Source organism: Listeria cossartiae subsp. cossartiae (assembly GCF_014224155.1).
Taxonomy (GTDB): Bacteria; Bacillota; Bacilli; order Lactobacillales; family Listeriaceae; genus Listeria; species Listeria cossartiae.
In genome coordinates this window covers 113164-127320 of sequence record NZ_JAASUI010000005.1, presented here as the reverse complement: position 1 = coordinate 127320, position 14157 = coordinate 113164, and the positions used below count along the sequence as shown (strand labels likewise).

Sequence of the window (14157 nt, the reverse complement as noted above, 5' to 3'; positions counted from 1 at the left end):
TCACACAATCAAATAAAGGGGGTATTTGTTTGTGATTTATTTCACGGTTATAATATACCATATAACCACTTATAATTCAATAGTTCACATAGCAAATTTTATTTGTACATTTCGTGAATACTGACACCACTTAAACATAAGAAAAAAAGACACGTAGCCATTCGCGCTAACGTGTCTTTTTTTAGCAAAATTCACAAACAATTATTTAACTAGTTTTTCTAATTCATCTAATCGTTGTTCAAATACTTTTAAAGCATCATCCACAGGCTTAGGTGTTGCCATATCCACGCCAGCTTTTTTCAAAACATCAATCGGATAATCAGAACTTCCAGCTTTCAAAAAGTCAATATAAGCCGTTACAGCTGTTTGACCTTCTGTTAAGATTTTCGCGCTCAATGCAGAAGCTGCTGAAAAACCAGTCGCATATTGGAACACATAATAGTTCATATAGAAATGCGGAATACGAGACCATTCATAGCCAATTTCAGCATCATAAACCATCGCTTCCCCGTAATATTTCTTATTAATATCAAAATACGTTTCCGTTAAATAATCAGCAGTCAGAGCGACACCTTCTTGGTCCGCTTGATGAATCGCATGCTCAAATTCAGCAAATTGTGTTTGACGGAATACCGTTCCTTTAAATCCATCCAAATAATGATTCAATAAATAAGCGCGCACTTTTGGATCATCGTATTTTTTAAGCAGATAATCAGTCAATAAATTCTCATTCGTAGTAGAAGCCACTTCTGCTAAAAAAATCGAATAATCGCCATAAACAAATGGTTGATTTTTTCTAGTATAATAACTATGCACACTATGTCCAAGTTCATGAGCCAGCGTATACACATTATTAATATTATCTTGCCAATTCAGTAAAATATACGGATTCGTACTATATGAACCAGAAGAATAAGCCCCACTACGTTTTCCTTTATTTTCCATCACATCAATCCAGCGACCATCAAATGCTTCTTTCAAAATTGCCTGATACTCTTCTCCAAGTGGTTTTAATGCTTCAAGCACAAGCTCTTTCGCTTCCTCATACGTGAATTCCAAATTAACATCATCCGAAAGCGGCGTATATAGATCATACATATGCAATTCTTCTAAACCAAGCAACTCTTTACGTAATTTTACATAACGATGAAGCAAGCTAGCATTAGTATTCACCGATTTCAGTAATGAATCATACACTGTTTCAGGAATATGGTTTCCCGAAAGAGCAGCCTCACGAGCCGAAGTATAGCCACGAGTAGCAGCATAAAAATTAGATTTTTTTACTTGGCCATTTAAAGTAGAAGCTAGCGTATTTTTCAACCCTTCATAAACAGAATAAACGCCAAGAAACGCATCACGACGCACACGCGGATCATTACTTTCTAACAACTTGCCAAAACGACCATGCGTAATTTCGACTTTCTCACCATTCTCATCTTTAATCGTCGGAAACTTCATATCCGCATTATTTAATGTATTAAACGTATTGGAAGAATTTCCTAGAACTTCCCCCGCATTCGCAAGTAACGCCTCTTCTTTTTCACTCAAAATATAAGGTCGGCTTAAATTTAACTCTTCTAATAAATGAGCATATAATTGTAACTCTTTATTTTCATTTAAAAATTGTTGTAGCGTACTTTCATCCATCGCTAAAATCTCAGGATCGTAATAAGATAGTGCAGACATTAGTTTGGTAACAAGGCTTCCTGCGCGACTATATAGTCCTTGATATTTCGCATTAGCTGTGTCTTGGTCCATTTTCAAATGAGCGTAAACATATAAATTACTAATCAAATCATACGTATTATCACGAAATTGAAGTGCTTCAAAAAGTGTTTGGCTACTTTCTGCTAATCGACCTTTAAATTGCTCGCTTTCTTCGGTAATTTTTTGTAAATCTACAAAAGCCTGTTCCCAAGCTTCATCATTTGGATAGATAGTCGTTAAATCCCACGTTAGATTTTCTGGTACTTCTTCTCTTAAAGGTAATGCATTTGTTTTACTCAATATTAAAACCCCCAACCATAATCATTTTGATTTTATTATGAGCCAAAATAACTAAAAAAGCAAAACAGATGATTCTATTTACCCCACTCGAGTATTAGAAAATGTCATAATTCGCCGCACCCGATAACGATTTTCTGGCATTGCCGATAGAACTCCCTTACTAATCAAGTAAGAAATGTACGCTTTACCTAATTTCCAATGTTCTTGAGGCGATAGCCAAATGGTTAAGATAGGGGTTACAACTGATTGAAAACTTTCTAAAAAACAATGCTCGCTGAAAGTATCCCCCTTCTCTAATCCTTTAAAAAACTTTTCCCATAAATCAAATTGCCATTCTACAGCCGGCGTCACAACTAAAAATTGCTCTTCTAAATCCACCCCGATTTCTTTCGGTAAATAGTGTAAATAATATCCGGCATTATATAACTTCTGCATAAATTGACCATGTTTTTTAAATTTGGCGTAGTAAAAACAAATTTTTTGTCTTTCTAATGCTCTATCTCGCTTTACATAGGCTTGTCGACTTATAATTCGCGCCATCTTCCGCTCCCAATCCTTAAATGGTATCTTCATCGAAAAAGGCATCTCACTTGCAAAAAAGCGATTTCCTTTCTCAAAAGTTAAATGATAATACAATGTACAAATCTCATGTTCTGCCGAGTAATGCCAAAAATGATAACCTAACTTGGAATCAGACTGAACAAAGGCTTGCTGAAACGCAGAAAGACAAATACGTCCTTTCTCTTTTTTTAGCATCTGTCCAAGTACCCAGTGCACTTCTAAACCAATCGACAAGTAATCCATCGTACGCTGAACCATCTCGCTAATTGGAACAGAGGAACGTTGAAATTCAATAACCGTCTTGCCACCCACTAATATATCTGCTTGCCGATTAATTTCAGGAAAATAGCTTTCTACTTCTACTGATATTCCTTGATAACAAAGCCACGCCATGATTTGTCGCTTAGCTGCTAAATGTGCTTCACTCTCTCCTTCCGATGCAAATGCGCACTTCATAGTCTTCTCATGAGCAAAATGAGGAATCTTAATTTGCCCAGCTTTAATCATGACGGGACTGGCACATGACTTACAAAACAGCCTTTCTTCTTGCTTAATTCGCTCGACGTTCATCTTAGTAATAGTAAAAGTTTCTCCTGTGCTATTTCTGGCGGTAAAAATAATAATCACTCTCCTATTAGCTCTTTAATATTAATATTCGCCGCACGAGCGCCCAATTCCTTTCTTATTTTTAAAATCGCAAAAAAGACCCGTTTGGCTAATTTTTCAGCACAAACGGGTCTTCAAAATGAAGTTTTAGAAATGTTTTCTTATTTGCTTTAATGCAGGAACATCAAAAATTACTTTTCCGTACTCTGCAAGCATATAACCAGTTAAATTCGACTCTAAACCGTACTCAAGCAAAATACTAACGGCATTGTCAATGTTAGATTCATCATATTTATTCTCAGGAAATTCTACATTCAAATAATACTTTCCTTGATACGAAAATAGCTTAGTTACTAAATTTTCCAGTCCTGTTGCTCGTGAAAGTGAAATAGCATCTTCAAAATCACGGAACTCTAAAATAAACTCTAGCGTATCATCTTCTCCGAGTGATTCTTTTCTCACTGGATTGAAGTTTTCTTCGAGTAGTTTTTCGATTTTTTCTTCTGCAAGCTCATCTGGGGAGCTCAGCGTGACATCAAAGCCATCTTCGCCTTTTCCACCAATTGTAGCTTTTGTTACGAATACTTCTAAGCCATGTTTTAAGGCTTGGACTTGTATCCAGAGCGGACCTTCCGGAGAGAACTCTTCTTCATATTTCAGCTCATCCATCATATCCCAGAAAAGTTCTTCACTTTTCTCGCGATCATACCAAACATCTTCTTGGTTAAAACCTCGCTCTTCCAAATCCAGATAAGAGATATAAAACTTGATTGTATCCTCATTAATTCGTTCAATTTCCATCGTCACACTCTCCCTTCCTTCTTAGTCATTGACAATGAAGGGTGAAACTTAATTGGTTAAATTCATTGTAGCTCATATTAGCAAATAGTACCACCATTTTTCCTTCAATTTCATAGGTGGATTATTATCTTAGCTGAAAAACGAAAAAAATTCAAGAACATTTACTCCAATTACAAAAAAAGCGCCAAGAATCCAACTGAATGGAATTCTCGGCAACCACTTTTATCAATCTTAGTTAACCATTTTTTGCGCTTCACGTAGTTGATACGTACGTACACGGCGCGGTAAGAAACGGCGAATTTCATCTTCATTGTACCCAACTTGCAAACGTTTTTCATCAATAATGATAGGACGTCTTAATAAGCCAGGATTTTTCTGGATTAATTCAAATAGTTGTTGCAAAGGAAGGCTATCTAAATCCACGTTCAATTTTTGGAACGTTTTTGAACGAGTGGAAATAATTTCATCTGTACCATCCTCAGTCATACGAAGAATTTCTTTAATTTCATCCAAACTAAGTGGCTCAGAAAAAATGTTTCTTTCCTTATAAGGGATATCATGTTCTTCCAACCATGCACGAGCTTTTCGGCAAGATGTGCAACTAGGTGAAGTGTATAACGTTACCATTAGACATTCACACTCCTTATCGGGTATTGTTTCATTCATATAACGAAATTCTAGCAATATCTCTATTTGGAAAATTCATTAAAGAACTTACACTTCATTATACACTAATTTTGTGAAATTCCATATACTATTTTTTAAAATTTTCTTTCCAAATATGTAAAACCATTGTTAGCAAGCCGTTATGTATATGATACCCCTACTATAACTTGTTTAAACTAAAATCACATGAAAAAAAACGCTTTTTTATGAGAATTTCATGAGAATTTTAATTTTGTGAAAAAAACATCAATCAAATTTTACTCTGATTGATGTTTTAGTGTTATTTTGTAGCGGCTTCAGCAGTTAGCTTAGCATGCTTTTCTTTATACATAACTTCTTCTTCTTCTGAACAATAAACAAAATGTCCAGGAGCGATTTCGCGCATTTTAATTTCATCGCCATCTTTATAGTTATGAGAAGTTGGATCATATGCTTTACGCACACGAGTACGCTCATAATTTGGATCTGGCAAAGGAATCGCGGATAAAAGAGATTCCGTATAAGGGTGTAGCGGTGCATGATATAAATCATTGGCAGGCGCTAACTCTACTAATTTACCGAAGTACATTACGCCGATACGATCACTAATGTATTTAACCATTGATAAATCGTGGGCAATGAATAGGTAAGTCAGATTTTTTTCTTTTTGTAATTGACGTAATAAGTTAACTACTTGCGCTTGAATAGATACATCCAGTGCGGAAATAGGCTCATCGGCAATAATAAATTCTGGTTGAACAGCAAGCGCACGAGCGATACCGATACGTTGACGTTGACCACCGGAGAATTCATGCGGGTAACGACCAGCATGTTCTTTACTTAGACCAACTGTTTCAAGTAGCTCATAAACTTGTTGATTCGTTTCTTCAGGCGTCTTAGCAAGGCCGTGAATACGAATACCTTCTGCAATGATATCTTTAACTTTCATACGCGGATTTAAAGACGCATATGGATCTTGGAAAATCATTTGCATTTTGCGGCGGAATTCAAGCATTTCTTTACGGCTTTTACGTGCATGCACATTTTTGCCATTATAAATAACTTCTCCACCAGTTGCATCATATAAACGAATAATAGTACGTCCAGTTGTAGATTTACCACAACCAGATTCTCCTACTAAACCAAGTGTTTCACCTTTATAAATATCAAAAGAAATATCATCAACCGCGCGTACTTCACTTGCAGTACCTTTGTTGAAGTATTGTTTTAGATTATGAATCTCTAATAATTTTTCTCTTTGTTCAGTCATTCTACTTCTACCCCTTTCGCATGGACAGCTTGCATGCCAGGATGAAGTTCCGCAAACTGCTCTTGGCGACGTAATACAGCATCAGGAGGCGTTACTTCTGGTGCATCAGGATGAAGCAACCATGTAGCCGCATAATGCGTATCAGACACCTTAAATAGTGGTGGCTCTTCTTCAAGGTCAATTTGCATTGCGTATTTATTACGTGCAGCAAATGCGTCCCCTTTTGGAGGATGAAGTAAATCTGGTGGTGTACCTGGGATAACAAATAATTCTTCATCATCTGTATCCAAAGTAGGCATTGAACTAATTAATCCCCATGTATAAGGATGTTGCGGATTATAGAAAATTTCATCAACCGTACCGATTTCAACAATTTTACCACCGTACATAACGGCAACACGGTCTGCAACGTTTGCTACAACACCAAGGTCATGGGTAATAAAGATAATCGATGTGTCAATTTTTTTCTGTAAGTCCTTCATTAAATCTAAAATTTGCGCTTGGATAGTTACATCTAGCGCTGTTGTTGGCTCATCTGCAATAAGAATTTGTGGGTTACAAGCAAGTGAAATCGCAATAACAACCCGTTGACGCATCCCACCAGAAAATTGGTGAGGATATTGTTTAATTCTTTCTTCTGCATTGGCAATACCAACTAATTGAAGTAAACGAAGCGCTGTTTTGTGAGCTTCATGTTTACTGATTTTTTGGTGTTTAATAAGTGGTTCAGAAATTTGTTTACCAATTGTCATCGTAGGATTTAAGGATGTCATTGGATCTTGGAAAATCATAGCTATATCTTTCCCACGAATTTTTTGCATTTGTTTTTCGTGAGCTTTAGCGATATCCATTCCGTTAAATAAAATTTGGCCACTTTTAATTTCTGAGTTACCTTCTGGAAGTAAACGCATTATCGATTTTGTCGTTACTGATTTACCAGAACCAGATTCGCCAACAATCGCTAAGGTTTCTCCTTTATATAAGTCAAAATTAACTCCACGAATCGCCTTAACTTCACCGGCATATGTGTGGAATGAAATATTTAAATCTTTAACTTCTAATAGCTTTTCCATTTTTCCTCACCTCTCTTTTAATCGCGCATTTTAGGATCAAAGGCATCGCGCAAACCATCTGCAATTAAGTTAAATGCAATCATGATGATACAAAGTACAATACATGGATAAAGAATCATATACGGTAATACTTGTAATGTTTTATACCCATCATTTACCAAGACACCAAGAGACGCTGCTGGCGCTGGAAGACCAAGTCCAATAAAGCTTAAAAAGGCTTCAAAGAAAATCGCACTAGGAATACTAAACATAATGTTAATGATAATAATCCCAGAAATATTTGGTATTAAATGTTTAATAAGAATTTTAGGAGTAGATTCCCCTAAAGTTGTAGAAGCCATAACGAATTCTTGATTTTTGAGTTTTAAAACTTGTCCCCTGACTACCCGGGCCATTGTTATCCAACTCGTCATCGCAATCGCTATGATGATAGAAATAATCCCTGGATCAAGTATTAGCATCATTAAAATAACGACAACTAAGTTTGGAATAGCACCAATAACTTCTAGCACACGTTGCATAAAGTTATCAACACGACCTCCAACATAACCAGAAATCAAGCCGTAAGTAACACCAATGATTAAATCACATAGTGCCGCAACAACAGCAATAATAAGAGATACACGTGTACCAGCCCAAATACGAGCAAATTGGTCACGTCCAAGCGTATCACTACCTAACCAGTAGTAAGTACCCTCTTTAATATTATTTTGTTTATAAATATCAACGTCTTCTCCACCAATGGATTGATGTCCATTCCAGAAAGGCATATTTTCAAAACCTTGTACTTTTGGAGGAAGACTCGCATTTTCAGTAATTTGTCTATTAATATCATGTTTTGGTCCTAAGTTTTGTGACAAATAAGGGCCTACAATTGCCATGATAATAACAAGTGCTAATACAATAAGTGAAACTAGAGCAGCTTTATTTTTACGAATACGAAGCCAAGAGTCTTGCATAAACGTCAAACTTGGACGCGTAATCTTTTCCGCTTCGGCATCTAGAATGTGTGCTGGCTGGAATCTTTCTTTTGCAATTTTATGTTCTGCCATTATTTTCTACCTCCAGACACACGGATTCGTGGATCAATCAATCCGTAAAGAATATCTACTACCAAGATAACAAATACAAGCATAGCAGCAAATAATAATGTAGTTCCCATGATAACAGGATAATCGTTCATTTGAATAGAAGAAACGAATTGACTACCGATACCAGGGATACTGTAAATATTTTCAATAACAAGGGAACCAGTCATCAGTGCAACCGATAATGGTCCTAAAACTGTAATTAAAGGAATAAGTGCATTACGAATCGCATGTTTAACTGCTACTTCCGTTCTACTATTCCCTTTCGCTTTTGCAAGTAGAACATAATCAGACGCAAATACATCGATTAATTCTGTTCTCATGAAACGAGCTGCTGTCGCTAGCGGGAACATCGCAAGTGCGAATGCTGGCAGAATAGTATCTGCAAACGTGCCCCAACCTGCTACTGGTAAAATTTGAAGTTTTGCTCCAAGCCAGTATTGTAAAACAGTCGCAAATACGAAAGATGGAACTGACTTACCTAATATTGCTATAAATGTACTCGTATAATCCGGCCACTTATTCTGGTACATGGCCGCCACTACCCCAAGTAAAATCCCAAATATAACACCAAATACCATTGCCTCGAGTGCTAATTGGACAGATGGACCAATCAGTGCACCTAAAATCTCAGACACTGGTCTATTATCAAGTTGGAAGGAAACACCTAAGTCACCTTTTACCAAACCTGTCATATAATTAAAGTATTGGACTGGAATTGAATCATTTAGTCCGTATTTTTCATTCATCATGTGAATTTGTTCGTCAGATAGTTTCTCCTGATTACGGTAAGGCGTACCAGGTAAGAATTTCATAAGAACAAACGTAACCGAAGCAATGATGAATAACGTTATAAGCATATATAATACTCTTTTTAACGTATATTTAACCATCTATCTCTACACCTCCCAGTTTTAATAAATATATAAAAAAAGTCATTCCTAACCAAATCCGCAAGTTTAGTGAGCCTTTTTCTTCATTTCTAAACTTTTATTGCATTAGCGCAAATTAGTTAGGAAAAAAACTTCATTTTTCGAATGTTAGGTTTCTAGATAACTAGAAAAGGATACTTTAATTTTAAATTATAACACATGAAAACATGAAAATCATCAGCAAAAGGAGAGAGCATATCGAAATATACTCTCTCTTTCCGTCAAGCATTTCTTAAAGACTAATATTTTATTTAGTCAAGTATGTTTCTTTGTAAGTGTAATCTGGACCAAATGGATTTTTTTGCAAGTTTTTAATGTAGTCTTTTTGTAGGTATGCAGTAGAACGTTGATAAAGTGGTTGAATAGCTACATCATCCGTAAGAAGGATTTTTTCTGCTTTAACCATTTCATCCCAACGTTTTTGATCGTCAGCTGCATAAGTTACAGAAGCATCATTTAAAATCTTGTCATAGTCTTTGTTAGAATAACTCATTCTGTTTTGTGCACCATCAGTTACGAATAGGTTCAAGAAAGTGGATGGATCTTGATAGTCAGGACCCCAGCCGCTCATTGAGAAGTCGTAATCTTGGTTTTGGTCATTTTGTAAACGAACTTTAAATGGTACGTTTTTAAGTTTAACTGTAAGACCGTCTAAGTTCTTTTGTAGTTGGTCTTGAATGAATTCAGAAGATTTTCTCGCATTTTCAGTGTCATCACTAGTGAATTCAACTGTAATTTCGGAAACTCCAAGTTCTTTCAAACCAGCTTTCCATGCTTTTTGTGCTTCTTTTACATCATATTCTAAATGTTTACCAGACTCTTTTGTATAGTCCTCTTTGTTACCTGGGTCAAAAGTGAAACCTTCTGGTACAAGATTGTTTGCAGGTTTAGATCCGTTTTTAAGAACTGTATCAGTGTACGATTGTTTGTCAATCGCAAGAGCTATAGCTTTACGGATGTTTTTGTTAGCAAATACTGTGTCTTTGCCAGCACGTTTTTGGTTAAATTTAATGTAGAATGTTGAAGAATCGTTCACTGTAACGTAGTCTTTATTGTTTTTGTTTTGAGCCGCATAATCAGCACTTAATACTGTACGGTCAACTTTGTCAGTGTTGTATAAGTTAAGTCCAGTACCGGAGTCTTGAACAACTTGTACGTTGATTTGTTTCAACTTAACTTTATCTTTATCCCAGTAGCTATCATTTTTTACATAAGTCCATTTTTTGTTTGTTCCAGTCCAGTCTTTCAACTCGAAAGGTCCGTTGAATAACATGTTATCACTATTTTGTGCATATTTTTCGCCTTTTTCCGTAACGAATTTTTCGTTAAGTGGGAAGAAAGTCGGGAATGCAAATAATGAGTTAATGTAAGCAGTTGGTTTAGCTAAAGTAATTTCTAAAGTATAATCATCTACTGCTTTAATTCCTAATTCTTCAGGTTTTTTCTTGCCAGCTACGATATCAGTACCATTTTTGATTGCATCAAATAGGTAAGAATAAGTTGCAGCAGTGTTAGGGTCAACTGCACGACGCCATGAGTAAACATAGTCATTTGCAGTTACAGGATCTCCGTTAGACCATTTTGCGTCTTCACGAAGTTTGATAGTATAAACTGTTTTGTCATCGCTAATTTTTGGCTCTTCAGCAGCACCGGCAATGGCAGGAATACCATCTTTGTCAAGCGCATATAGACCTTCGTTTGTTTGGTTTACAACGTTTAAACCAACTTGGTCATCCGCTTTTGTGCTGTCTGCAGAAGGAATTAGTGCGCTTTCTGTCAAGTTAAGAACTTGCTCTCCTGAAGCTTTTCCTGAATCTGAGCCTTTTTTGTCGGATTTGGAATCTGATCCGCCTCCGCATGCTACCAAGACTAAGCTTAGTAATAGTGTTAATCCAAGTGTAAGAAATAATTTAGATTTTTTCACTAAGTAGACCTCCCTTTTTTATTTTTCTGAAAAATTGTTTCGATACCTATTATACTCTAAGATTTCTGGCTTTGTAAATTATTTTTACAAGATAAATGAAAACAAGGATGAAAGATACAAGTTATTAAAATATTAAGGCAAAATTGAAATTGCGTGAAAACTCTGAACAGAGAGCGTTACACAATCCTCTATTTTGCAATAACTCGAATTAATTATGTATACTTTGCTAAACCTTTTGATTAAGTTTTCAGAAAACATAACCATTTAAATTGATAAATTTACGCCGAACTTTGCCAATTAAGTTTTAACTGGAAGAAGTTATCTTTTTTGTATAAGAGAAAATATCGAACCCCTTTAATTTTTTAAAGGATTATTATATTTATATACTTTTTTTGAGCTGTTGTCTAGATAAAAATACCAAAAATTTAATTAAATTTTGTAATAAATTCGAAAAACGTTGATATAAAGGCATTTTTTTATTAACAATCTGTAAAGACAGTAAGGCTTTTTTTTGAACAAAAATGGACAAATTTCTAACATCGCATGATAGCTTCCTTCTATCATATAGTCTTTCTATGGAAATTGTGATAGAGTGAATTATGAATTTTAATTAGAGGTGAAGAAATGTTTTTACGAATTACTATTTATACACTTATTCAAGAAGCCATTATTTTTGGTATTCTGCTTTTCGGCAAAAACCAGCATGTTAGTTTAAGCAATTATGTGGATGTTTCTTTCCTTGTAGCGCTTATTACATTATTAATAGGGTTATTCGTTTATATTATGAGAACTGGCTTTTTAGACCGTGTCCATAACGGCTTTCGAAACCTCTCTCGTAAAATTAAACGAGAAGAAGAGAGTGAGTTCTCGGATATGCTATTATCTGAGCTAGTTGGCCTTCAGTACGCTGGAATTTTGATTAGTTCCCTTCTTGTTATGCTATCTAGTATTCTGTGCATGTTTTTGTAATTGACAAGCCGATTTGAAAACTGCTAGAATAAATGTAATATAACTGATGCGTTAATAGGAAGATTAGTACATTTTGTTGCTTTATAATAGAGAGTCTGTGGTTGGTGAAAACAGATAAAGCGCAAAATCGAATGGACTTCTAAGGACTGTTTGTGAAAGATTAGTAGCAAACAGCGGCTAAAGACCGTTACTTCTTTAATAGAAATTTTCTATTGCTAAGAGCCTTTTTGGTACTTAGGGTGGCACCGCGGATAACCGTTCGTCCCTAACATTTATTTGTTGGGATGGACGGTTTTTTATTTTCGCAATCAGTGAAAAAATTGGAGGAATAAACATGAAAAAAGTAATCTTTTCCGGAATACAACCTAGTGGACAACTAACTTTAGGAAACTATATTGGGGCGTTGAAACAATTTGGGCAGTTCCAAGATGAGTACGAATGTTTTTATTGTATCGTAGACGAGCACGCGATTACGGTACCACAAGATAGATTAAAACTTCGCGAGCAAACAAGAAGCCTTGCAGCGCTTTATTTAGCGGTTGGACTTGATCCAGAAAAAGCGACTCTTTTTATTCAATCAGAAGTAGCAGCACACGCGCAGGCAGCATGGATTTTACAGTGTAACGTTTATATTGGCGAATTAGAGCGTATGACGCAATTTAAAGATAAATCAGATGGAAAAGCTGGCGTTAGCGCTGGACTTTTAACCTACCCACCTCTAATGGCTGCTGACATCTTACTTTATCAAACAGATTTAGTCCCTGTTGGCGAAGACCAAAAACAACATATTGAATTAACTCGTGACTTAGCAGAGCGATTTAATAAAAAACATGCTGATATCTTTACGATGCCGGAAGTATTTATTCCTAAACAAGGTGCTCGAGTGATGTCCTTGCAAGATCCAACGAAAAAAATGAGTAAATCGGATGCAAATTTAAAAAATGCGATTTTCTTACTAGATCCGCCAGCAACTATTAGAAAAAAAATCAAAAGCGCTGTGACGGATTCTAGCGGCATCATTGAATATAATAAAGAAGAAAAACCTGGTGTATCTAACTTGCTAACTATCTATTCCGTTATTACTGGTGAAACGATTGCTAGTATAGAAGAAAAATATGTTGGTAAAGGTTATGGCGATTTTAAAACTGATTTGGCTGAGCTAGTTGTTGCTGAACTTGAGCCAATTCAAGAAAGATATTACGCTTATCTTGAATCCGCAGAATTAGACACCATTTTAGATGTAGGAGCAGAAAAAGCTGCTCGTGTAGCAAATAAAACATTGAAGAAAATGGAAAATGGCGTTGGGCTTGGCCGTAAACGCAGAAAATAACGATAAAAAAGCCGGGTACTTGGATTAACTCAAGTACCCGGCTTTTTCTATTTAAGGATTAACCTACTTTAATTTCTACATCAATGTTGCCACGAGTTGCTTTAGAATATGGGCATACTTCATGTGCTTTTTTAAGTAGTGCTTCTGTTTTTTCTTCATCTTGGCCTTCGATAGTTCCTTCTAATAAGACGCCAATTTTAAAGCCATTGTCTTCTGGGTCGCTATATAAGCTAACAGTTGCTGTTACTGTGCTTTTTGCTTCAATTCCTGCTTTTCCAAGAACTAATTCTAAAGCGCTGTTGAAACAAGCTCCGTATCCAGCGGCAAATAGTTGTTCTGGGTTCGTTCCACCGCCACCATCTCCACTAAGTTCTGTTGGCGCAGAGATATCAAAGTAAAATACGTTGTCTGGCGAATGAACTTCACCGCTTCTTCCACCAGTATTAATGACCGTTGTTTCATATAATTTTTTCATTTTCTATTCCTCCTAATTGTTTTGTTAACGCTTGTATTTTGGTAAGTAATTGTGTGTAGTCTAATTCTGCAAAATCGAGTAATTGAAGGCAGTTGTCCACGCTTTTTAATACATCTGGTTGTATTTTTATTGCTTTTTCTGTTAGGCGAATATAAACACGACGTTCGTCTTCCGGATGACGACTCCGTGTAACATATCCTAAATGCTCCATTCGTTTTAGCATAGGTGTTAACGTTCCACTATCTAAAGCCAAGCGCTTTCCAAGGTCTGATACCGTTTGTTCCTCACCTTCCCATAGAACAAGCAGTGCAATGTATTGTGGATAGGTTAATTGAAACGGCTCTAAAGCTTCGCGATACCGTTTCGTGAATTGTTTGGATGCATTGTAAACAGAAAAACATAGCTGTTCTTCTAATATGCGCGTGTTCGTGTCCAACATGTTCTCCTCCTTTTAAGTTGTGTGCAATTTAATTTTA

General features: G+C 36.0%; 13 protein-coding genes and 1 other annotated feature. Of the genes, 2 read left to right on the top strand and 11 right to left on the bottom strand.

Annotated elements, in window-relative coordinates; all coding sequences use genetic code 11:
- Nucleotides 1-201: 201 nt before the first annotated feature.
- The 9 genes from pepF to HCJ30_RS13115 all read right to left on the bottom strand — a co-directional run bounded on the left by pepF (nt 202) and on the right by HCJ30_RS13115 (nt 10907).
- Nucleotides 202-2007 carry an oligoendopeptidase F gene (pepF, locus tag HCJ30_RS13155; RefSeq protein WP_185392521.1) on the bottom strand — a complete coding sequence of 602 codons (1806 nt, stop codon included), beginning with the start codon at nt 2005-2007 and terminating at the stop codon, nt 202-204.
- A 78-nt stretch (nt 2008-2085) separates the two neighbouring features.
- Nucleotides 2086-3195 (bottom strand): competence protein CoiA, encoded by a 1110-nt coding sequence (locus HCJ30_RS13150; protein WP_185392520.1) that lies wholly within the window; start codon nt 3193-3195, stop codon nt 2086-2088.
- Between the two features lie 126 nt (nt 3196-3321).
- Nucleotides 3322-3975: an adaptor protein MecA gene (gene mecA / locus HCJ30_RS13145; protein ID WP_185392519.1), complete on the bottom strand. Its 654-nt coding sequence runs from the start codon at nt 3973-3975 to the stop codon at nt 3322-3324.
- A gap of 231 nt (nt 3976-4206) precedes the next feature.
- Nucleotides 4207-4602, bottom strand: coding sequence for a transcriptional regulator SpxA (gene spxA, locus HCJ30_RS13140; RefSeq protein ID WP_003720569.1), 396 nt, complete (start codon nt 4600-4602; stop codon nt 4207-4209).
- 319 nt (nt 4603-4921) lie between these two features.
- Nucleotides 4922-5890, bottom strand: a complete 969-nt coding sequence (gene oppF, locus HCJ30_RS13135) for an oligopeptide ABC transporter ATP-binding protein OppF (protein WP_185392518.1) — start codon at nt 5888-5890, stop codon at nt 4922-4924.
- On the bottom strand, nt 5887-6963 hold the full coding sequence (locus HCJ30_RS13130) for an ABC transporter ATP-binding protein (RefSeq protein ID WP_003722316.1): 1077 nt from the start codon (nt 6961-6963) through the stop codon (nt 5887-5889). The genes oppF and HCJ30_RS13130 overlap by 4 nt, the downstream gene beginning before the upstream one ends.
- 17 nt (nt 6964-6980) lie before the next feature.
- Complete coding sequence (gene opp3C, locus HCJ30_RS13125) at nt 6981-8015, bottom strand: oligopeptide ABC transporter permease (RefSeq protein WP_185392517.1); 1035 nt, start codon at nt 8013-8015, stop codon at nt 6981-6983.
- On the bottom strand, nt 8015-8944 hold the full coding sequence (gene opp3b / locus HCJ30_RS13120; RefSeq protein WP_185392516.1) for an oligopeptide ABC transporter permease: 930 nt from the start codon (nt 8942-8944) through the stop codon (nt 8015-8017). Before opp3b ends, opp3C begins: the two co-directional genes overlap by 1 nt.
- 286 nt (nt 8945-9230) lie before the next feature.
- Nucleotides 9231-10907, bottom strand: a complete 1677-nt coding sequence (locus HCJ30_RS13115; RefSeq protein ID WP_185392515.1) for a peptide ABC transporter substrate-binding protein — start codon at nt 10905-10907, stop codon at nt 9231-9233.
- Between the two features lie 624 nt (nt 10908-11531).
- Between HCJ30_RS13115 and HCJ30_RS13110 the strand changes: the two genes are divergently transcribed.
- Together HCJ30_RS13110 and trpS are read left to right on the top strand one after the other, a co-directional pair.
- On the top strand, nt 11532-11876 hold the full coding sequence (locus HCJ30_RS13110; protein ID WP_185392514.1) for a DUF3899 domain-containing protein: 345 nt from the start codon (nt 11532-11534) through the stop codon (nt 11874-11876).
- Between the two features lie 42 nt (nt 11877-11918).
- Nucleotides 11919-12146: a binding site (T-box leader), on the top strand.
- 64 nt (nt 12147-12210) lie between these two features.
- The gene (trpS, locus tag HCJ30_RS13105) at nt 12211-13206 is read left to right on the top strand and encodes a tryptophan--tRNA ligase (RefSeq protein ID WP_185392513.1); all 996 of its coding nucleotides are present in this window, start codon (nt 12211-12213) and stop codon (nt 13204-13206) included.
- Nucleotides 13207-13264: 58 nt separating this feature from the next.
- Here the strand turns inward: trpS and HCJ30_RS13100 are convergent, their stop codons facing one another.
- Both HCJ30_RS13100 and HCJ30_RS13095 read right to left on the bottom strand, forming a co-directional pair.
- Complete coding sequence (locus HCJ30_RS13100) at nt 13265-13681, bottom strand: organic hydroperoxide resistance protein (RefSeq protein ID WP_185392512.1); 417 nt, start codon at nt 13679-13681, stop codon at nt 13265-13267.
- Nucleotides 13665-14117: a MarR family winged helix-turn-helix transcriptional regulator gene (locus HCJ30_RS13095; protein WP_185392578.1), complete on the bottom strand. Its 453-nt coding sequence runs from the start codon at nt 14115-14117 to the stop codon at nt 13665-13667. The genes HCJ30_RS13100 and HCJ30_RS13095 overlap by 17 nt, the downstream gene beginning before the upstream one ends.
- Nucleotides 14118-14157: the final 40 nt, after the last annotated feature.